The sequence below is a fragment of the Billgrantia sp. C5P2 genome (assembly GCF_051062895.2).
Genome location: NZ_CM128542.1, coordinates 602369 through 621351 on the forward strand (window position 1 = coordinate 602369; position 18983 = coordinate 621351).

17 protein-coding genes and 1 pseudogene are annotated in these 18983 nt (G+C 66.6%); 6 read left to right on the plus strand and 12 right to left on the minus strand.

Annotation, left to right across the window (positions count from 1 at the left end; genetic code table 11):
* Complete coding sequence (locus tag ACRWQA_RS02835) at positions 1 to 1431, minus strand: sensor domain-containing diguanylate cyclase (protein WP_434226985.1); 1431 nt, start codon at positions 1429 to 1431, stop codon at positions 1 to 3.
* Between the two features lie 181 nt (positions 1432 to 1612).
* Between ACRWQA_RS02835 and ACRWQA_RS02840 the strand changes: the two genes are divergently transcribed.
* Positions 1613 to 2059, plus strand: coding sequence for a transcriptional regulator (locus ACRWQA_RS02840; protein WP_263581273.1), 447 nt, complete (start codon positions 1613 to 1615; stop codon positions 2057 to 2059).
* Here the strand turns inward: ACRWQA_RS02840 and ACRWQA_RS02845 are convergent.
* The 7 genes from ACRWQA_RS02845 to def all read right to left on the minus strand — a co-directional run bounded on the left by ACRWQA_RS02845 (position 2056) and on the right by def (position 9559).
* Complete coding sequence (locus ACRWQA_RS02845; protein ID WP_434226986.1) at positions 2056 to 3300, minus strand: TraB/GumN family protein; 1245 nt, start codon at positions 3298 to 3300, stop codon at positions 2056 to 2058. The genes ACRWQA_RS02840 and ACRWQA_RS02845 overlap by 4 nt on opposite strands.
* Before the next feature lie 79 nt (positions 3301 to 3379).
* Complete coding sequence (locus ACRWQA_RS02850) at positions 3380 to 4828, minus strand: TrkH family potassium uptake protein (protein ID WP_263581271.1); 1449 nt, start codon at positions 4826 to 4828, stop codon at positions 3380 to 3382.
* A gap of 42 nt (positions 4829 to 4870) precedes the next feature.
* The gene (gene trkA, locus ACRWQA_RS02855) at positions 4871 to 6244 is read right to left on the minus strand and encodes a Trk system potassium transporter TrkA (protein ID WP_263581270.1); all 1374 of its coding nucleotides are present in this window, start codon (positions 6242 to 6244) and stop codon (positions 4871 to 4873) included.
* A gap of 113 nt (positions 6245 to 6357) precedes the next feature.
* Positions 6358 to 6564, minus strand: coding sequence for a dodecin (locus ACRWQA_RS02860; RefSeq protein ID WP_197566527.1), 207 nt, complete (start codon positions 6562 to 6564; stop codon positions 6358 to 6360).
* 38 nt (positions 6565 to 6602) lie between these two features.
* A complete protein-coding gene (gene rsmB / locus ACRWQA_RS02865) occupies positions 6603 to 7952 on the minus strand; it encodes a 16S rRNA (cytosine(967)-C(5))-methyltransferase RsmB (RefSeq protein ID WP_434226987.1) in 1350 nt (449 codons plus the stop codon).
* Complete coding sequence (fmt, locus tag ACRWQA_RS02870; protein WP_434226988.1) at positions 7952 to 8938, minus strand: methionyl-tRNA formyltransferase; 987 nt, start codon at positions 8936 to 8938, stop codon at positions 7952 to 7954. The genes rsmB and fmt overlap by 1 nt, the downstream gene beginning before the upstream one ends.
* 108 nt (positions 8939 to 9046) lie before the next feature.
* Positions 9047 to 9559, minus strand: a complete 513-nt coding sequence (gene def, locus ACRWQA_RS02875; RefSeq protein WP_263581267.1) for a peptide deformylase — start codon at positions 9557 to 9559, stop codon at positions 9047 to 9049.
* A gap of 178 nt (positions 9560 to 9737) precedes the next feature.
* Between def and ACRWQA_RS02880 the strand changes: the two genes are divergently transcribed.
* The 5 genes and pseudogenes from ACRWQA_RS02880 to aroE all read left to right on the plus strand — a co-directional run bounded on the left by ACRWQA_RS02880 (position 9738) and on the right by aroE (position 14482).
* The gene (locus tag ACRWQA_RS02880; RefSeq protein WP_263581266.1) at positions 9738 to 10829 is read left to right on the plus strand and encodes a LysM peptidoglycan-binding domain-containing protein; all 1092 of its coding nucleotides are present in this window, start codon (positions 9738 to 9740) and stop codon (positions 10827 to 10829) included.
* Between the two features lie 14 nt (positions 10830 to 10843).
* Positions 10844 to 11900 (plus strand): annotated as a pseudogene (gene dprA, locus ACRWQA_RS02885) (DNA-processing protein DprA).
* A gap of 81 nt (positions 11901 to 11981) precedes the next feature.
* A complete protein-coding gene (tsaC, locus tag ACRWQA_RS02890; RefSeq protein ID WP_263581265.1) occupies positions 11982 to 12539 on the plus strand; it encodes an L-threonylcarbamoyladenylate synthase type 1 TsaC in 558 nt (185 codons plus the stop codon).
* A 62-nt stretch (positions 12540 to 12601) separates the two neighbouring features.
* Positions 12602 to 13522, plus strand: a complete 921-nt coding sequence (gene hemF / locus ACRWQA_RS02895; RefSeq protein WP_434226989.1) for an oxygen-dependent coproporphyrinogen oxidase — start codon at positions 12602 to 12604, stop codon at positions 13520 to 13522.
* Positions 13523 to 13669: 147 nt separating this feature from the next.
* Complete coding sequence (aroE, locus tag ACRWQA_RS02900) at positions 13670 to 14482, plus strand: shikimate dehydrogenase (protein ID WP_434226990.1); 813 nt, start codon at positions 13670 to 13672, stop codon at positions 14480 to 14482.
* An 8-nt stretch (positions 14483 to 14490) separates the two neighbouring features.
* Here aroE and ACRWQA_RS02905 read toward each other — a convergent pair whose 3' ends face one another.
* The 4 genes from ACRWQA_RS02905 to ACRWQA_RS02920 are packed head-to-tail and all read right to left on the minus strand — an operon-like array spanning position 14491 to position 18927.
* Positions 14491 to 15828: a four-carbon acid sugar kinase family protein gene (locus tag ACRWQA_RS02905; protein WP_434226991.1), complete on the minus strand. Its 1338-nt coding sequence runs from the start codon at positions 15826 to 15828 to the stop codon at positions 14491 to 14493.
* A complete protein-coding gene (locus ACRWQA_RS02910; protein WP_434226992.1) occupies positions 15828 to 17093 on the minus strand; it encodes a ribulose-bisphosphate carboxylase large subunit family protein in 1266 nt (421 codons plus the stop codon). Before ACRWQA_RS02910 ends, ACRWQA_RS02905 begins: the two co-directional genes overlap by 1 nt.
* A gap of 32 nt (positions 17094 to 17125) precedes the next feature.
* Positions 17126 to 18400: a TRAP transporter large permease gene (locus tag ACRWQA_RS02915; RefSeq protein WP_434226994.1), complete on the minus strand. Its 1275-nt coding sequence runs from the start codon at positions 18398 to 18400 to the stop codon at positions 17126 to 17128.
* The gene (locus tag ACRWQA_RS02920; protein WP_434226996.1) at positions 18397 to 18927 is read right to left on the minus strand and encodes a TRAP transporter small permease; all 531 of its coding nucleotides are present in this window, start codon (positions 18925 to 18927) and stop codon (positions 18397 to 18399) included. Before ACRWQA_RS02920 ends, ACRWQA_RS02915 begins: the two co-directional genes overlap by 4 nt.
* Positions 18928 to 18983 lie beyond the last annotated feature (56 nt).

The following is an 18983-nucleotide window of genomic DNA, read 5'->3' on the forward strand; positions in this document are numbered from 1 at the left end:
TCACTCGTCGACTTCCTGGGTCCGCACGCAGGCACGCCCTGCTCGCTTGGCGCGATACATGGCATGATCGGCGCGTTGCACCAGCTTCCTGGAGGTGTCTCCAGGCTTGTGGTCGGCGACACCGAAACTGGCGGTGACTTGCCCCACGGGTTCGATGCGGCATCGGGAGAGGTCGTGACACAATCGGCAGGCCAGTTCCTGTGCTTGGGCCAGGTCGCAGCCAGGTACGACGACGACGAACTCCTCGCCGCCCCAGCGGCCCAGATGATCACTGTCTCGCAGCTGCGACTGAATTTCCTGGGCCACGCGGCGTAGCACATGGTCGCCCACTTCATGGCCATGGGTGTCGTTGATCGGTTTGAAATGGTCGACGTCGAGCAGCAGCAGTGCCAAGGGGCTGCCGTTCCGGCTGGCTATCGCCAGCTCGGCCTCGAGTACCTGTTCGATGCGCTGGCGGTTGGCTACCTGAGTCAAGGGGTCGGTGTAGGCCAGCCACTGGAGACGGGTGTTGCGTTCGTGGAGCAGGCGGTAGCGCTGCCGGGTTTCGCGCTTTTCGAGAAGCAATGCCTCGCGCTGCACGACCAGTTGGATGAGTTGCAGCAACAGGTGCCGCAGGGGCGGGGCGAGATGACGTGACTGACGGTCTCGACATATCACCAGGCTCCGGCCCGGGGTCGTCTCGCCAAGATCGAGAATGAGTGCCGCACGGGTCTGCCGGTCGGTCAGCCAGGCCCGTAACAATGGCGGCGGCAGACACAGTGGGCAGTGTGACAGGTCCGGGAGTGGCCCCGGCGCCGCGAGCAGCTCGATCGGTTCCGCCTGGCTGTCGATCAGCATCCGCGGTGCGCTGCCGCAGTGGGCCACTTCGCTGGGGAGAGGCTCGAGAAGCGTGCCTGCCTGGCCCAGCCGTATGCTGCGTCCGCCATACTCATGGCTATGGAGAGTGCAAGATTCGAAACCGGTCAGCGCATGTAGCGCCTGCAGCAATTGGTTGTAGAGTTCTTTGACGCTGCTGGCCCGGGCGATGCGGAGCCCCCAGGCGTAACCGAGTCCCGGCAGGTCATGGCCTTCCCCCTCCTGGGGCTCCACTTCGAGAATCACATGCCGTCCTGCCATATGCGCGGAGACGTAGAGGTACCGCGAGGAGACATCCGCCTGACCAGAGGGGATCGTGGTGCCGGGAAGACCCTTGGCCAGTGCCGTCGCCAAGGTCGTAACGGTATCGGCACCCAGCACCTCTTCGGGCGGTTGTCCGAGCGCTTCGGCGGGCGACAAGCCGAAGAAGCGAGAAAGATTGGCGCTGGCCAGGCTCACGCCTTGCCAGTCGCTGTCAAAAGCCATGAGACAGCCATGCGGCTGCACCGCATCGCGGAGGGGCGGTACGGACGGGCAGATGCTCGCATCGAGTTCCCTATCAAGCGAGTCCGGCATGGGGTTTTCCTGTTGTAGTCGGCAGCGAGGGTTAGCTGCCGCCCCGATTACGTGGCATGTCATCCGGGAAGGCCGGCATGTCACACGAGGGTACCTGACATGACGGGAGTAAACCATTGGTTGTCCTGTTAGATCAACCGCGGTTTAACTGCGGGCCCGGTGCGCGCGGCACATTCCTTCGATGAACGAGAAGATCGCCTTTGCCGAACGGCTGGCTGCCGCCATGCGCGCTGCCGGCTACGAACCGCGCCCTGCCGTACTCGAGCGGGAATTCAACCTGCGCTATTGGGGCAAGCCCGTCACGCTGCAGGGCGTGCGGCGCTGGCTATGCGGGGAGACCCTGCCTCAGCAGGAGAAACTGCAGGTGCTGGCCGAGTGGCTCGGGGTCGAACCCCAACTGCTGCGCTTCGGCGAGGGCGGCGGCTACCGGGTGAGCGAGCCGCGCGGTGCCTGGGACGCCTCGATCAGCGCCGAGGAGCGCCGCGTGCTGCAGCGCTACCTGGCCCTGCCGGTGGAGCGGCGCAAGGTGGTGGCCCAGGTCATCGAGGCCTTCTCCCGGGCCGAACGCAGCGACTCGGGAGAAGACCGGGCTGGCGATGAGACCGGCCGGGGCGAGGGGTCAGCCTAGGCGGTGGTCCCCAGCAGTGCCCCGGCGATACGGAAGCCGGCGATCCAGGTACCTGCGGCGGAGCCCAGGGTGGCGAACAGGAACACCAGCAGCGTGCGCGAGACGCGGTTGCGCCACCAGCCCTTCAGCTCGGTGACGTCGTGGCGCAGCATCGAGAAGTCGCGCACCTTGGGCTTGCGCAGCCACAGCTCGACCCCGGCGGCGACAAAGCCGGCGCCGATGGTGGGGTTGAGCGAGGTGAGCGGGGCGGCGAACATGGTGGCCACGACGGTGATCGGGTGGGCCAAGGCAATAAGTGTGGCCAGGCCCGACAATAAGCCGTTGATCAAGAACCACTCGACGACCAGCTGCCAGCCCAGGTCGGTGTTGCGCGAGAAGCCGATGACGAACCCGGTCAGCACCAGTGCCGTGATCAGCCAGGGCAGCGCGCGCCAGACTTTCGAGGGTGGCGGGGTGGCTTCCAGGGTTTGGCGTTCCACTTCGGGATCGGCGGGCAGCGGTGCGCCGAAATGCTCGACCATGCCCTTCATGTGGCCGGCGCCGATCACCACCAGCACGTTACGGTAACGCCCGGGCGGGGCCTGCTCCGCCAGGCGCAGCACCATGTAGCGGTCACGCTCCGAGATGAGCGGCGTGTAGAGCGACTCGGACTCGGCGGCGAACTCGCTGAACGTCGATTCCAGTACGTCACCTTCCTTGAGGCGCTCGATCTCCTCGGGCTTGATTTCCTGGCGCGACATCACGCTGCCGAGCAGGCCGGTGAACAGCGACATGCGCTGCCACCACGGCACGTTGGCGTAGATGCGCTTGAGCGTGATGCCCACGTCGCGGTCGATCAGCAGCAGTGGCAGGTCGTGGTTGCGCGCCTCCTCCAGGGCGGCACGCATCTCGGCGCCGGGTTCGATGCCGGACTGCTCGGCGACCCGCTGCTGGAACGCCCCCAGCGCCAGGTTGGCCGCGACCATGCCGGCCTTGCCCCGGCGGAAGATCTCGAACAGGTCCTGCTGAGCCAGGGCATCGGGGTTACTGAGATTATGGTGGCGTGCGTCGCACAGCTCGATGGCCACGGCGTCGAAGTCGCCGGAGCGGATCAGGCGGCGTACGTCATCGGCGCTCTCGGCCGAGACGTGAGCGGTGCCCAGCAGGGTGTAGCGGGTCTCGCCCACTTCGACGACTTGATGGGGGCCGCTGAAAGCGCCATCCTGGCGGGGCTCGGTCACGGAGTCCTGTGAGTCGGTCATGAACGCTCGGGTTGCAAGGGGTGAAACGCCGATTATCCACGAAGCCGGTCGGTGCACCAAACCCGGTGACGGCCAGCTGTCATTTTTTCCAGAAGGCGGGGGTGAACAGCACCAGTACGGTGAAGATCTCCAGACGTCCGAGCAGCATCGCCACCACCAGGATCCACTTGGCGAGCTGGGGCAGTTCGCCATAGTTTTCTGACGCTTCGCCAAGGGCGGGACCCAGGTTGTTGAGGGACGAGGCTACCGTCGACCAGGCGGTGACCTGGTCGACCCCGGTGGCCATGACCCCCACCAGCATCAGGAAGAACAGCATCAGGTAGGCCGAGAAGAAGCCCCATACCGCCTGGGCGATGCCGTCGGGCACGCTCACCTTGCCCACCTTCACCGCGATTACCGCGTTGGGGTGGATCAGGCGCATCACCTCGCGCATGCCCTGCTTGAGGATCAGGATGATGCGGATCACCTTCATGCCGCCGCCGGTGGAACCGGAGCAGCCGCCAACGAAGGCGGCCATGAACAGCAGGAAGGGTAGGGCACCCGGCCAGGCCGAGAAGTCATCCACGGCGAAGCCGGCGGTGGTGGCTACCGAGACCGCCTGGAACAGCCCATGGCGCAAGCCGAACTCGATGTCGTGGGTGCCGGTCAGCCACAGCGAGACCACGGCGATGACGACAAGCCCAGAGAGGAATATCAGCAGGAAACGCGCCTCGGGATCGTGCAGGTAGTGGCCCAGCTGGCGGCCGCGCCAGGCCAGGAAATGCAGGCTGAAGCTCATCGCCGAAATGACCAGGAAGAAGACGCAGATCAGCTCGATCAAGGCACTGTCGAAGTGGCCGATGCTGGCATCGTAGGTGGAGAAGCCGCCGATGGCCACGGTGGAGAAGCTGTGGCCCAGGGCATCGAACCAGTTCATTCCCGCCACCATGTAGGCCAGGAAGCAGGTCAGCGTCAGTGCCGCGTAGATGTACCACAGCGCCTTGGCCGTCTCGGTGATGCGCGGCGTCAGCTTGGAATCCTTCAGCGGTCCGGGTATTTCGGTGCGGTAGAGTGCCATGCCGCCGACCCCGAGGGTCGGCAGGATCGCCACCGCAAGAACCACGATCCCCATGCCGCCGAGCCACTGCAGCTGCTGGCGATAGTAGAGCACCGATTCGGGCAGGAACTCGATGCCGGTGATGACGGTGGCGCCGGTGGTGGTGAGCCCCGAGAACGATTCGAACACCGCATCGGTAGGCATCAGAGCGGCATCGCCGGTCAGCATCAGCGGCAGCGAACCGAACAGACCGAGTACGCTCCAGAACAGCGCGGCAATCAGGAAGCCGTCGCGGGTACGCAGTTCCTTGCGCGCATTGCGGTTGGGCAGGTACATCACCAGGCCGGTCATCACTGTGATCAGGATGGCGATGACGAAGGCATCCCACTGGGCGTCGCCGAACAGCAGCGAGACCAGGATCGGCGGCATCATGGTCAGGCTGAACATCATCAGCAGCAGGCCGAGGATCCGAAGGATGACTCGCAGGCTCATCGGGCCGCGTGCCTCGCGTCGCAGAAGGTCATCTAGCCACCATCAGAAGAACGTCAGCCCGACCTGGAACAGGCGCTCGACGTCGCGGATGCGGCGCTTGTCGATCACGAACAGGATCAGGTGATCGCCGGACTCCACCACCACGTCGTCATGGGCGATCAACACCTCCTTGCCGCGCACGATGGCGCCGATGGTGGTGCCGCGGGGCAGGTCGATCTCGCCGATGGCCCGGCCCACCACCTTCGACGACTGCATGTCGCCGTGGGCAATCGCCTCGATCGCTTCGGCGGCACCGCGGCGCAGCGAGTGCACGTTGACGATGTCGCCGCGACGCACGTGGGTCAGCAGGCTGCCGATGGTGGCCTGCTGCGGCGAGATGGCGATGTCGATTTCGCCACCCTGCACCAGGTCGACGTAGGCGGCGTTGTTGATCAGCGTCAGCACCTTCTTGGCGCCCATGCGCTTGGCCAGCATCGACGACATGATGTTGACCTCGTCGTCGTTGGTCAGCGCGCAGAAGATATCGCAGTCCTCGATGTTCTCCTCTTCCAGCAAGCGCTTGTTGGTGGCGCTGCCGTGCAGTACCACGGTGCGATTGAGGCGCTCGGAGAGCACCGTGCAGCGCTCGAGCCCATGCTCGATGATCTTGACCTGGTGGCTGTGCTCGAGGTGCTCGGCGAGGCGCTCGCCGATGTTGCCGCCGCCGGCGATCACCACTCGGCGGAAGTCGCGGTCGACCCGGCGCAGCTCGCTCATGACCGCGCGGATGTCGCGCCGGGCGGCGATGAAGAAGACCTCGTCGTCGGCTTCGATCACGGTGTCGCCGCGGGGAATGATGGGGCGGTTGCGACGGTAGATGGCCGCCACCCGGGTATCGACGCTGGGCATGTGACGACGCAGGAAGCCGAGGTCCTGGCCCACCAGCGGCCCACCGTAGTAGGCCTTGACCGCCACCAGTTGCACCAGGCCGCCGGCGAACTCCAGCACCTGCAGTGCGCCGGGATGCTCGATCAGGCGGCGGATATGGTCGGTGACCACCTGCTCGGGGCTGATCAGCACGTCGATGGGCACCGCCTCATGGGCGAACAGCCCCTTGCGGGTGAGGTAGGCGGTGGCGCGGACACGGGCGATCTTGGTCGGCGTGCGGAACAGGGTGTGGGCGACCTGGCAGGCGATCATGTTGACCTCGTCCTGGCTGGTCACCGCGATCAGCATGTCGGCGTCTTCACAGCCGGCCTGGCGCAGCACCACGGGATAGGAGGCGGGGCCCACCACGGTACGGATGTCGAGCCGGGTATGCAGCTCGCGCAGCCGTTCACCGTCGGTGTCCACCACCGTGATGTCATTCTCCTCGCGGGCCAGATGCTCGGCCAACGTTCCGCCGACCTGGCCGGCGCCCAGAATGATGATCTTCATAAGCTGTCTGGCCCATCAAACGACTCTGCGACGCCGTTATGGCGCCGCAGCATCCGGTGGCTAGGATAAACCAGCCGAAGGTGATGTAACAGGTTCGTGTGGCGCTGGTCGTGTCAGTCCAGGGTGAAGCCCACCTTGAGCGTGACCTGCCAGTGGCCGACACGGCCGTTCTCGATATGTCCGCGGGTGTCCAAGACCTCGAACCAGCGCATGCCGTGAAGAGATTGAGAGGCCTTGTCGAGAGCGCGCTGGATGGCGTCCTCGATGCTCTTCTCGGAAGAACCGGTCAGCTCGATATGCTTGTAGACATGGTCGCTCATGGGTGCTCCTTGCTCATGTGGACGATGGCGGGAGTGATTCAACCCCGTTTCTTCAGTCTGGCATAAAAGAAGCCGTCATGACTGTCGGGCTGTGGCAGAAGCTGGCGCCCCGGACCGGCCGTCCGGCCCCAGCTCACCTCCTGTGGCGTAGTGACCTCGGCGTCGGGGGTACGTTCGAGGAAGGCCAGGACCTGTTGGTCGTTTTCTTCGCGCAGTACCGAGCAGGTAGCGTAGAGCAGCGTCCCGCCCGGGCGCAGCAGCGGCCAAAGGTTGTCGAGCAGGCGCGCCTGAAGCTCGGCCAGCTTGGGTATGTCGGAAGGCCGCCGCAGACGCTTGATGTCGGGATGGCGACGAATCACGCCGGTGCCCGAGCAAGGGGCGTCGAGCAGGATGGCATCGAAGGGCGTGCCGTCCCACCAGTCACGAAGAGTGGCGTCGGCATGCACCAGCGTGGCCGAGAGCCCGAGTCGCTCCAGGGTTTCCTCTACCCGGGCCAGGCGTACGGCGTCGCTGTCGAGTGCCAGCAGTTCGATATCGAACAGTTCGAGCAGGTGGGCCGTCTTGCCGCCGGGGGCACAGCAGGCATCCAGCACACGGCCACCGGGGCGTGGCGCCAGCGCCGGCCCGAGCAGTTCGGCGGCGAGCTGGGCGGCCTCGTCCTGCACGCTGACGTCGCCATCGGCGAAACCGGGTAGCGCCTGAACGTCGCAGGGCTTCTTCAGCGTCAGGCCATCGGGTGAGTGCGTGCACAGCCGTGCCTCGATACCGCTCTCCAGCAGCTGGGCCAGGTAGGCTTCGCGGTCGCCGTGGCGGCGATTGATGCGCAGGGTCATCGGCCCGGGCTGGTTATTGGCATCGGCGACGGCGCGCCAGTCGTCGGGCCAGGCCTGGCGCAGCGCCTTGAGCAGCCAGCGGGGATGTAGCAGCGCCACCGCGGGGTCCTGGTCGACCTCGGCCTGAAGCGCCGAGGATTCCCGCGTCAGGCGGCGCAGGCAGCCGTTGAGTACGCGAGTCGCCCACTCCTTGCCCAACTGGCGTGCGGCGCCGGCGGTCTCGCCCACGGCGGCATGCACCGGGATGCGCAGGTAAAGCAACTGATAGATGCCCAGCAGCAGCAGTGCCTGGATGTCGGCGTCACGGGCCTTGAACGGCGTCTTCAGTAGGCGTTCGGACAGCGCCTCCAGGCGCGGCAGCGCGCGACACACGCCGTAGCACATGGCCCTGAACAGCGCCCGGTCGCGTATCACCACCTGGTGATCGTCCAGTTCATTGAGCGACCCCTTGCCGGTGATCACGGGCACCAGGGCACGGGCGGCGCTGGCACGTACCGCCTGGCCACCGTCCTGGACGTTCTTGCCGGCGCGGGAAGAGGGAGTGGAGCGATGCATCAGACGCTCTCCTCGGCGGCATGGCCCAGCCGGTGCCCGGCTCGCAGGCGTTCGTCACGCGCATTGAGAAGGTCGCGGGCCGCCAGCGGCTTGCCGCCCGGTAGCTGGGCCCGGGTGACCCGCAATACCTCGTCGCCCTGCGGGCCGCAGGCGATGCGCAGGGCGTCGGCATCGGGCACAAGCAGAGTGCCTGGCAGCGCCGGCGGCTCGTCGACGTGGCGGGTGGACGCCTCGGCCATCAGTAGCCGCAGCCGCTCGGCGCCGCAGGTGCACCAGGCCACCGGCCAGGGATTGAAAGCGCGCACCTTGGCGGCAAGCTCGCCGGCAGGGCGGGTGAAATCGAGTTCGGCCTCGGCCTTGGACAGCTTGGCCGCATAGGTCACGCCCTCCTGCGGCTGAGGTGTGGCCGCTAGGCCCTCATCGGATAGCGCGTCCAGTACCTCGACCATCGCCTCGCCACCGAGTGTGGCCAGGGTATCGTGCAGTTCGCCGCCGGTGGTAGCCGCAGTGATGGGCGTGCGGCGCACGAGCAGCATGGCGCCAGTATCGAGCCCGGCGTCCATCTGCATGATGGTCACGCCGCTCTCGCGATCGCCGGCCTCGATGGCGCGCTGGATCGGCGCGGCGCCGCGCCAGCGCGGCAACAGAGAGGCGTGAACGTTGAGGCAGCCGAGCCGGGGGATGTCGAGCACTGCCTGGGGCAGGATCAGCCCGTAGGCGACCACTACCATGATATCCGCCTCGAAGGCGGCCAGTTCGGCCTGTACTTCGGCGTGCTTCAGGGTCTCGGGTTGGCGAACGGGAAGGTCATGCTCGAGCGCCAGCGACTTGACCGGGCTGGCGGTCAGCTTGCGGCCGCGGCCGGCCGGGCGGTCGGGCTGGGTGTAGACGGCCACCACCCTGTGCTGGCTCTGTAGCAGTGCGGCCAGGCTGGCAGCGGCAAAATCGGGAGTGCCGGCGAAGATGACGCGCAGGGGTCGGGACATGTCTCGGGCCTTGCCAGTGAACGAATGTCCTCATCATAACGGAGGCGGGCACAAACGACGAAGGCCGACGCGGATCGCGTCAGCCTTCGGATCGGTAGGAGGCGGAAATCAGGCCGTCTGCAACAGCTTGTGGCGCTTCTGCATCTTCTTCAGCACGCGGTCGCGCTTGAGTGGCGAGAGATAATCGACAAACAGCACGCCTTCGAGATGGTCGTGCTCGTGCTGGATGCAGTGGGCCAGCAGACCCTCGGCTTCGAGCTCGTAGGGCTTGCCTTCGCGGTCCAGCGCCTTGAGGTGAACCTTGAGCGCCCGCGGTACCTCGGCGTAGTACTCGGGTATCGACAGGCAGCCCTCGGACATCAGCTCGCGCTCATCCCCGATCGGCGTGTACTCGGGATTGATCAGCACCAGCGGGTTGGCCCTGTCGTCACTGACGTCCATCACGATCACCCGCCGATGGACATCCACCTGGGTGGCGGCAAGCCCAATGCCGGAGGCGTCGTACATGGTCTCGAGCATGTCGTCGACCAGCCGGCGCACCTCGTCATCGACCGTCTCGACCGGCGCGGCCCTGGTGCGCAGCCGCTCGTCGGGAAATTCGAGAATTGTCAATTTGGCCATGGCGTTGGAACCACCGTTATGCTGTCATTCGGGAATTGCCCTTATTCTAGAGGGCGGCAGGCCAGGGGGAAACCGCTGGCATGCATATCAATTCAATAGCATTGGACTATAGCACGACACGCCGGTTCCCGGCGTGGTCGGGTGAGGCCGGGAGCGCCTAGGGCATGGGAGTGGCGGGATGGACGAGAAAGCAACGCGGGGGCTGAGTTGGGCGCGAGCTTGGGGGGCCGGGCTTGCCCTGCTGCTGACGGCAACGCTGGCCCAGGCCCAGGGGCTCGACTGGGAGCAGGGTCTGCGCAGCGATGCCCCGGATCGCTACACGGTAGTGCGTGGCGATACCCTCTGGCACATCTCGGGACGCTTCCTGCGTCACCCCTGGCAGTGGCCCGAGGTGTGGCAGGTCAACCCACAGATTCGCAACCCCCACCTGATCTATCCCGGCGACGTGGTCTACCTCTACGACTGCAATGGCCGGCCATGCCTGGGGCTCGAGCGCGGCCAGGGCGAAGTGCGGCTCTCGCCCGAGGTGCGCCGCATCCCGGCACGCGAGGCGATCGAACCGATTCCCCTGGATACGGTACGGCATTTCCTGCGCGACCACCGCGTGATCGATGATCCCGAGACGCTGGACGAGCTGGCCTACGTGGTGGCCGGCAACGACCGGCGCATCATCAGTGGTGCCGGCGATCGCATCTATGCCCGCGGCGAGCTGCAGAGTGGGCAACGCTATGGCATCTACCGCGTGGGAGACCGCTACAGCGACGCTGCAACCGGCGAGACGCTGGGCCTGGAACTGGTCAGCATCGGGCGGGCCCGGGCCGAGCGTGGCGAAGACGGCATCGCGATCATGGAGGTCCTCTCCGCCAACCAGGAAGTGCGCAATGACGATATCGTGCTGCCGCTGGAGGATCGCGAGCTGGACAGCGAGTTCGTGCCCCGGGCGCCGGGTCACGATGTCGACGGTACCATTCTCGCCGTGCCGGGTGGAGTGCGCTTCATCGGTCGGCTGCAGGTGGTAGCGCTGGACCGGGGGCGGCGGGACGGGCTCGAAACGGGCCATGTACTCGAAGTCGAGCAACAGGGCGAGCGCGTCGTCGACCCACGCACCGGCGAGTCGCTGCGCCTGCCCGGAACGGATGCCGGGCTGATCATGGTGTTTCGGCCCTACGAAAGGATGAGCTATGGCCTGGTGATGCAGGCGACCCGCTCCCTCGAAGTCGGTGACCGCATTCATAACCCCCGCCGCGGGGTGGGGGTGGCACGGCGGTGAGCGAAGCACAGCGTATGCCGAGCCAGCGCGACTGGCTGGCACTGATGCGGTTGCCGGGAATGGGTGCTTCGCGACTGGCAGAGATCCTGTCCGTCGCCCCGGATTGGCCCGCCGGCTGGCTGGCTCGCTTGCCGAACCCGGCAGCTACGGCACTGCGGCTATGGCTCGACCATCCCTCCCGCAGCCCACTGATCCAGGCGGTAGAGGCCGACCTGGCCTGGCTCGCGGCTGCGCCTGGCCGCCACCTGTTGCACCCGGGGCACCCCGCCTGGCCGGCGTTGCTGGAGCAGATCGGCGACCCGCCGCCGGTGCTGTGGGCCCTGGGTGATCTGGCCGCGCTGCAGCCGCCCCGGCTGGCCATCGTCGGTTCGCGCCGGCCCACCCGCGAGGGCCTGACCAATGCCGCGGCCTTTGGCCGTGAGCTGGCCAGCCGCGACTGGTGCGTGGTGAGTGGCCTGGCACTGGGCGTCGATGGTGCCGCCCAGCAGGCCGCCCTGGAAGCCGGTGGACGCAGCGTGGCGGTACTGGGCTGCGGCGTCGATGTGATCTATCCGCCGCGCCATGCGCAGCTCTACCGGCAACTTATCGACCCGCCCGGCCTTCTTCCCAAGACGCAACCGTATCGTCACCGGCCTCTCGCTGGGCGTGCTGGTGGTGGAGGCCGCCGAGAAGAGCGGCTCGCTGGTCAGCGCCAGGCTCGCCATGGAGCAGAACCGCGAGGTCTTCGCGCTGCCCGGTTCGATCCACAACCCCCAGGCCCGCGGCTGCCTGCGGCTGATCCGCCAGGGGGCGGTGCTGGTGCGCCACGTCGACGACATCCTTGAGGAGCTGACCCAGTGGGCAGCGTCGAGCCCCGCGCTGGCCCGACCCCAGGAGGCCGGCTCGCAGGATGCCGGTAGCGGCGATCCGTTGCTGCGCTGGCTCAGCGATGCGCCATCGCCGCTCGATGCCCTGGTGAACCTGACCGGCCTGGCCGTGCCCGACTGCCAGCGGCGCCTGCTGGAGCTCGAGCTCGAGGGGCGGGCCGCACAGGCGCCGGGCGGCTGGGTGCGCCTGCCTGAGAACGCCTAGGCGTGCTAGCATGTGAGCCCTCATCAGGACCGTCTGGCAGGCTGCCGGCGGTCGCTGTGCTGAATGATCTGGCAGGAGACCATGACCGTGGCCGAATCGCTCGATGCCGCCGTTGCCGTGCTGCGCGCCGGCGGTGTAATCGCTTACCCCACCGAGGGTGTATGGGGACTGGGCTGCGACCCCGACAATGACGAGGCCGTGGCCCATCTGCTACGGCTCAAGGCGCGCGATCCGGCCAAGGGGCTGATCTTGGTGGCGGCTTCCATCGGGCAGTTCGCGCCCTGGCTCGAGGGCCTGGCGCCGGAACTGCATGCTCCGCTGGTCGCCAGCTGGCCCGGGCCCAACACCTGGCTGGTGCCGCACAATGGCCGCACCCATGCGCTGGTGCGAGGTGCCCACGACTGCGTGGCGCTGCGGGTCAGTGCCCACCCCGGGGTGGCGGCGCTGTGCCAGGCCTTCGGCGGCCCGATCGTCTCGACCTCGGCTAACAGGGCCAATGAGCCCTCGGCCATGAGCGCCGCCGAGGTCCGCGAGATCTTCGGCGACGAGCTCGATGCCATCGTCGAGGGCGAGCTGGGCGGGCTCGACCGCCCCAGCACCATTCGCGACCTGCGCAGCGGCCGGGTATTTCGAGCCTGAAAGTGTGTGGCGCCTGCCTCAGTCGGGTGTTGTTGGCCAGTAAAGACATCAAGAGGATCAACATGGCGCATGCCAATCTCGAAACGGTGAAGAGCTACCTGCTCGACCTGCAGGACCGGCTCTGCGCCAGCCTCGCCGCAGAGGACGGCGGCGGCTTTCGCGAGGAGAGCTGGCAGCGCGAGGCCGGCGGAGGCGGCCGCTCGCGAGTGATCGAGAATGGCCGGGTGTTCGAGAAGGGCGGGGTCAATTTCTCCCATGTCCATGGCGACCAGTTGCCGCCTTCGGCCACGGCCGCCAGGCCGCAGCTCGCCGGTCGCGGCTTCCATGCGGTGGGCGTTTCCTGGGTGTTGCATCCCGAGAACCCCCACGTGCCCACCAGCCATGGCAACGTGCGCTTCTTCATCGCCGAGAAAGAGGGAGAGGCCCCGGTATGGTGGTTCGGTGGCGGCTTCGACTTGACGCCCTATTATCCGGTGCACGAGGACGTGGTGCACTGGCACCGGGTGGCCCGCAATGCCTGCGCTCCATTCGGTGCCGAGGTCTATCCGCGCTTCAAGGCGTGGTGCGACGAGTATTTCTATCTCAAGCACCGCGAAGAGACTCGCGGCGTAGGCGGGCTGTTCTTCGACGATTTCAACGAGTGGAACTTCGACGCCTGCTTCGCCTTTCAGCGCGCCGTGGGCGACGCCTTCCTCGACGCCTATCTGCCCATCGTGCAGCGCCGCCGCGATACTCCCTGGAGCGAGCGCGAACGCGATTTCCAGCTCTACCGCCGCGGGCGCTACGTGGAGTTCAACCTGGTGTGGGACCGCGGCACCCTGTTCGGCCTGCAGAGCGGCGGGCGTACCGAGTCGATCCTGATGTCGATGCCGCCGCTGGCTCGTTGGGAGTACGGCTGGCAGCCAGAGCCGGGCAGCCCGGAAGCGCGGCTGTACGAGGAGTATCTCCATCCACGCGACTGGTTGGGGGAAAGCGCTGAATAAGCGTCTGCGCGACCGAATCGCTGCGTTACGCGGTGCTCGCAATCCTCACCTATAACCCATAGGCTCCGGTTGCTGTGCTCCGGGCGCCTTGCGCTTCATGTCGCTCGATGGCTATTCAGGTGCTTCCCCGTCTATGAGGAAACCCTTATGACTGACCGCTACTGCGTTTTCGGCAATCCCATCGCGCATTCGAAGTCGCCGATGATCCACGCCGCCTTTGCCGCGCAAACCGGGGAGGCCATCGAATACACCGCGATCGCGGCGCCGCTGGACGACTTCGCCGGCGCCTGGCGCAGCTTCACGGCCGAAGGAGGGCGGGGGGCCAACGTCACCGTGCCGTTCAAGGAGGAAGCGTTCCGCCTGTGCGATGTCCTCAGTGAGCGGGCGCGGCGTGCCGGTGCGGTCAACACGCTGCTGCTGGGCAAGAACGGCCGCACCTATGGCGACACCACCGACGGCATCGGGCTGGTACGCGATCTGCAGCACCAAAAGGTAAGCTTGGGCGGAGCCCGTATCCTGGTGCTGGGCGCCGGCGGGGCGGTACGTGGCGTGCTGGAGCCACTGCTGGCGGCACAGCCCGCGAGCCTGCTGGTGGCCAACCGCACCGCCGAAAAGGCCGAGGCGCTGGCCGCCGACTTCGGCGACCTCGGCACGATCAGCGGCGGCGGTTTCGACGCCGTGGCCGGCCCCTTCGACCTGGTGATCAACGGCACCAGCGCGAGCCTGGCCGGCGACCTGCCGCCGCTGCCCGACGACCTGTTCGCCGCGGGCGCCACCGCCTACGACATGATGTACGGCGCCGAGCCTACCGTCTTCCTGCGCTGGGCCGCCGAGCGTGGCGCACGCACCCTCGATGGCCTGGGCATGCTGGTGGAGCAGGCCGCTGAGTCTTTCTTTCAATGGCGCGGCAAGCGCCCCGAGACCGACTCGGTGCGGGAAGCGCTGCGCGCAGGGTTATGATCGACGGCTCATGCCCGCCCATCGCGAATATTGCCGAAGTACGCATCCGAGCCGACCTGCCCGCCCTTGAGCGCCACCTCGAGCCCATCGAAGGCCGGTTCGTCGCTGTAGGCACGACACAGCGGTGAGCCGGGCGTCTCCGGTAGTGGCAGGCGGATGGTCAAGGCGTGGACTCGCAGCTCGCGCAGGGCGTGGCTCGAGGTATCCCCGCCGGCGATGGCGACCCGGCGCAGCCCATGGATCTCGACCAGCCGGCGCAGCAGTTGCCCCAGCGAGCGGCCGATGCGATGGCGTGCCTGCGAGCCCCCCTTTGCTATCGCTGAGGCGTTCGTCTCTGGCCCCATGGCGGTATGCAGGATCACGCTCATGCCATCGGCCAGGGCGCCATTGGCCGCCTCCAGCGCTGACCGCATGATGTCTTCGCCGCGTTCGTCACTGACCAGGCCTTCCGCATCAAGCGCGATGGCGCGGAAGCCGTTGGCTTCGGCCCAGCGGATCTGGCGGGCCGTGACCTCCGAGCAGCTACCCGATACCACGGCGAGTTTTTCCACCGCTCCCGGCGGCGGAAAGGAAGGCGCCGAGGCGGGAATGTGCTGCTGCCGGCGCCAGGCCTCGAGCAGCGCGTACTCGACACCGGACGAGCCCACCACGTAGCCGCCCCTGGGCTGGCGGGTGCGCCACAGCTGGTGTCCGACCTCGGCCTGATGTTCTGTATCAAGTACATCATAGAGCAGCACCTGATGGCTTGCGCTCAGCCGGTCGATGCGCTCGTCGACATCCTGCTGGGCGAGACACAGTACGTCCGCCAGGCCGATGGAGAGGGAGGTCTGGCCGGCCAGGTGGCGACGCAGGTCGGCCTCGCCCATGGGGGTGACCGGATGACGGCTCATCACCGGATGACGGTCGAGACGATGCACCTCGCCGTCGAACATGGCGAAGTGCTGGCCGAAGACGGTATAGCGCTTCAACTGCGGAGCCCCCGCCACCAGCGGCACGCACGCCTGGTCGAACAGCGCCTGGCCGATCTCCAGGGCGCGGCCGATATTTCCCACTTCCGGTGCGCTGTCGAAGGTCGAGCAGACCTTGTAGTGGCAGAGTGCGGCGTCGAGCGACCGCAGCCAGGCGAGGGCATGATGCAGATGGTCGTCCATCCACGCGGGCGTCTCGCTGCGGCTGGTGCCGGCGAGCCCGATCGCTTGGCAATCGGCGAAGCGTGCCAACTGCTCATCGCTGGGCAGGTCGAGGAACAGTACGGTGGCAATGCCGCCGAGGCTCAAGGCTTCCATGACGTCGGTGGAACCGGTCAGGTCATCGCCGTAGTACGACAGCAGCAGTGAAGAAGACATCAGCGGAAGGTCTCCATGGCCTGGGCGAGTTCGATGTGATCGCGTGAGTAGACCTCCGGGGCGATGCCGGCGGTGGCCGCTTCCCAGGCTTGGCGCAGGCTGGCAACGCCGCCGGCAATGCCGCCGGGGTGAGCCATGATGCCGCCGCCGCAGCAGTAGATCAGATCGCTGTTGCCCAAGGCCGCATGGGTATCCGCCACCTGGACGGCGCTCTGCCCCGAGGAGAAGACCGGCATCACCATGTAGTCCGGTGTGGACGATCCGAACAGCGGTGCCTGGCAGGCCCGGGCGCTGGCTATGACGCTGTCATCCGCCTCGCTGAACTTGTTGCGCAGGCCGTTGACGTGAATATGGTCGACGCCGGCCAGGCGCCACAGCTTGTGATAGGCAGCGAAACCGATGCCGACATGCGGCGAGCGACTGAAGAGCCCCCAGCCGGCCCGGTGGCCATGCAGGGCGACCTGGCAGTGGCGGCGCAGGTGGGCGACGCCGGCCAGGCCGACGCTGTTGATCGCCACCATGACGCAGGTGCCGCCGGCGGCAACCACGTAGTCATGGTGTTCGCGCATCTCGTCGATGTCTCCGCTGATGTTGAAGGCGTACATCACCTTCTTCCCGGTGCGTTCGGCGTGGGCGTTGATCAGTGGCATGATCGCATCGACCCGCGCCTTGAGCGGGCTATGGGGCCCGTTGGCCTGGAGTTCGTCATCCTTGATGAAGTCGATGCCGCCTTCGAGCAGCTCCTTGACCGTATCGGCGGTCTGGGCCGGCGTCAGGCCGACGCTCGGCTTGATGATGGTGCCGATCAGCGGCCCCTGCTCTACGCCACTGAGCTGCCGGGTCCCCGCGGTGCCGAACTGGGGGCCCGGATAGGCCTCGGCGAAGGCTGGTGGAAGCTCGAGATCGAGCAGCCTCAGCCCCGAAAACTCTTTCAGCTCGAAGAGATTGCCGGCCACCGTCGACACCAGGTTGGGCAGCGAGGGGCCGAAGTTCACGAGGGGCCAGGAGAGTTCGACGAGGGCGCGCTGGTAACCGTGTCGGGTTGTTGGCACCAGGTCTGCACGCATGGGTAGCGAGGGGCGATCGACGACTTCCAGGTGTTGGATGGACTCGACCCTGGCACCGTGCGCCTCGCGCAGGGCATCGGTTTCGCTGGCCAGACGGGTGAAGGTGCCCGATGACTGCTCGCCGGCCATTACCTGGGCGGCATGCTCGAGGTCATAGGGGGTTTCGACGAAATAGTGGGCGTGGATTCTGTCACTCATCCTGGCGGCTCCGGGGGCATTAGGGGCGCGGCTCAATAGAGCAGGTCGCGCAGCAGCAGGGAGATAGATGGCACATAGGTGATCAGCATCAGGCAGGTGATGATGGTCAGTACCGGCGGCAGCAGGTAGCGGAAGAGTTGCTCCACCGGCAGCTTGGCAACCTGGGCGGCGGCGAACAGGTTGACGCCGAGCGGTGGGGTGAACATGCCGAGGGCCAGGTTGACCACGATGATGATGCCGAAATGTACCGGGTCGATGCCGAAGCCGATGGCGATGGGCGCCAGGATCGGCGCCAGGATCAGGATGGCGGCCGAGGTCTCGATGAACATCCCCACCAGCAGCAGCAGCATGTTGATCGCCAGCAGGAAGGTATAGCGGTTGTCGAAGGCACTCTGGGCCCAGGCGCCGATGTCCGTGGCCAGCCCCGAGCGCCCGATGACGAAGCTCAGGGCCGAAGCTGCCGCAATGATCAGCATGACCGCACCCGCGGACAGGGCGCTCTCGCGGAAGATCCTCGGCAGATCCTGCAGGGAGATGGTGCGGTAGACCGCCATGCCCAGGAACAGCCCGTAGGCCACTGCCACGGCGGAGGCTTCGGTGGGCGTGAAGATGCCGCCATAGATTCCCCCGATGATGATGACCGGCATCAGCAGGGCGAGAAAGGCGCGGCGGAAGGCGGGCCAGATCGGGCTGCGCAGCTCGCCGTCTCGGGTACCGTAACCCTTGATGCGGCACCAGATGGCGATCATCAGGATCAGTGCCGCGCCGATCAGCAGCCCGGGGCCGAAGCCGGCCATGAACAGCTGGGTGATCGAAGTCTCGGTACTCACGCCATACAGGATCAGCGGCACCGAGGGAGGAATGATGATGCCGAGCTCCGCCGAGGAGGCCTGGACCGAAGCGGCCATCGGGGGCGGGTAGCCGCGCTGTACCATGGCGGGAATCAGGATGGCACCGATAGCGAAGGTGGTGGCCACGCTGGAGCCGGATATCGCTGCAAAGAGCATGCAGGTGACCACGCAGGTGCAGGCAAGCCCGCCCTGGATGCCCCCGACCAGGGAGCGGGCGAACTCCACCATGCGCGCCGCGATGCCACCGTTGCTCATGATGTTGCCGGCGAGGATAAAGAAAGGCACGGCCATCAGCGGAAAGCTGTCGAGGCCGACGAACATCCGCTGCGGCACGACCTGGAGAGGGACGCTGGTGAAGAAGTAGAGGCCCGCGGCGGCAGCCAGGGCGATGGCGACGGCGATGGGAATCGAGAGGGCGAAGAGCCCGACCAGCACGGAGCCGATGGCAAAGTTCATGGGTGTTCTCCTGCCTGCCGCTCACCCATGGCTGGGGCGTGCCGAGCGCGGCGATGCTCCTGCTCACGTAAAAGCTGACGTGCGATGACGGCAACGGCGGCGCCGACGCAGCCTACCGGGATGGCGGCGTAGAACCACGACATGGAAATCTCGAGCATGGCGATCTGCTGGCGGGAGACCCTTGCCGTGATCAGGTAGCCCTGCCAGACCAGCAGACCCAGCAAGGTCAACACCGCGGCGCATACCAGGCGATGGCCGTGAATACGCAGATGTGACGGAAGGCGCGAGATGAACAGGCCGATGGCGATCATGGCGCCGTGCCAGAAGGCAGCGGCGCTGACCAGGAATACGCTCCAGACGATCAGGCCGCGGGCGAGGATTTCCGACCAGGAGGCGGGGTTGTCGAGGATGAAGCGGGTGAAGACCTGGTAGAAGACCAGGGCCACGGCAACGGCCAGCAGCAGGGCCGCGAGGTTATGAGTGAGCCTGACCAATCCCTGTGCCAGGGCACTGAACAGAGAGAACATGAGGGCGCTCCTCGTCATCCAGGATGGAGGCGCCTCCTGGGGAGGCGCTCGATCGG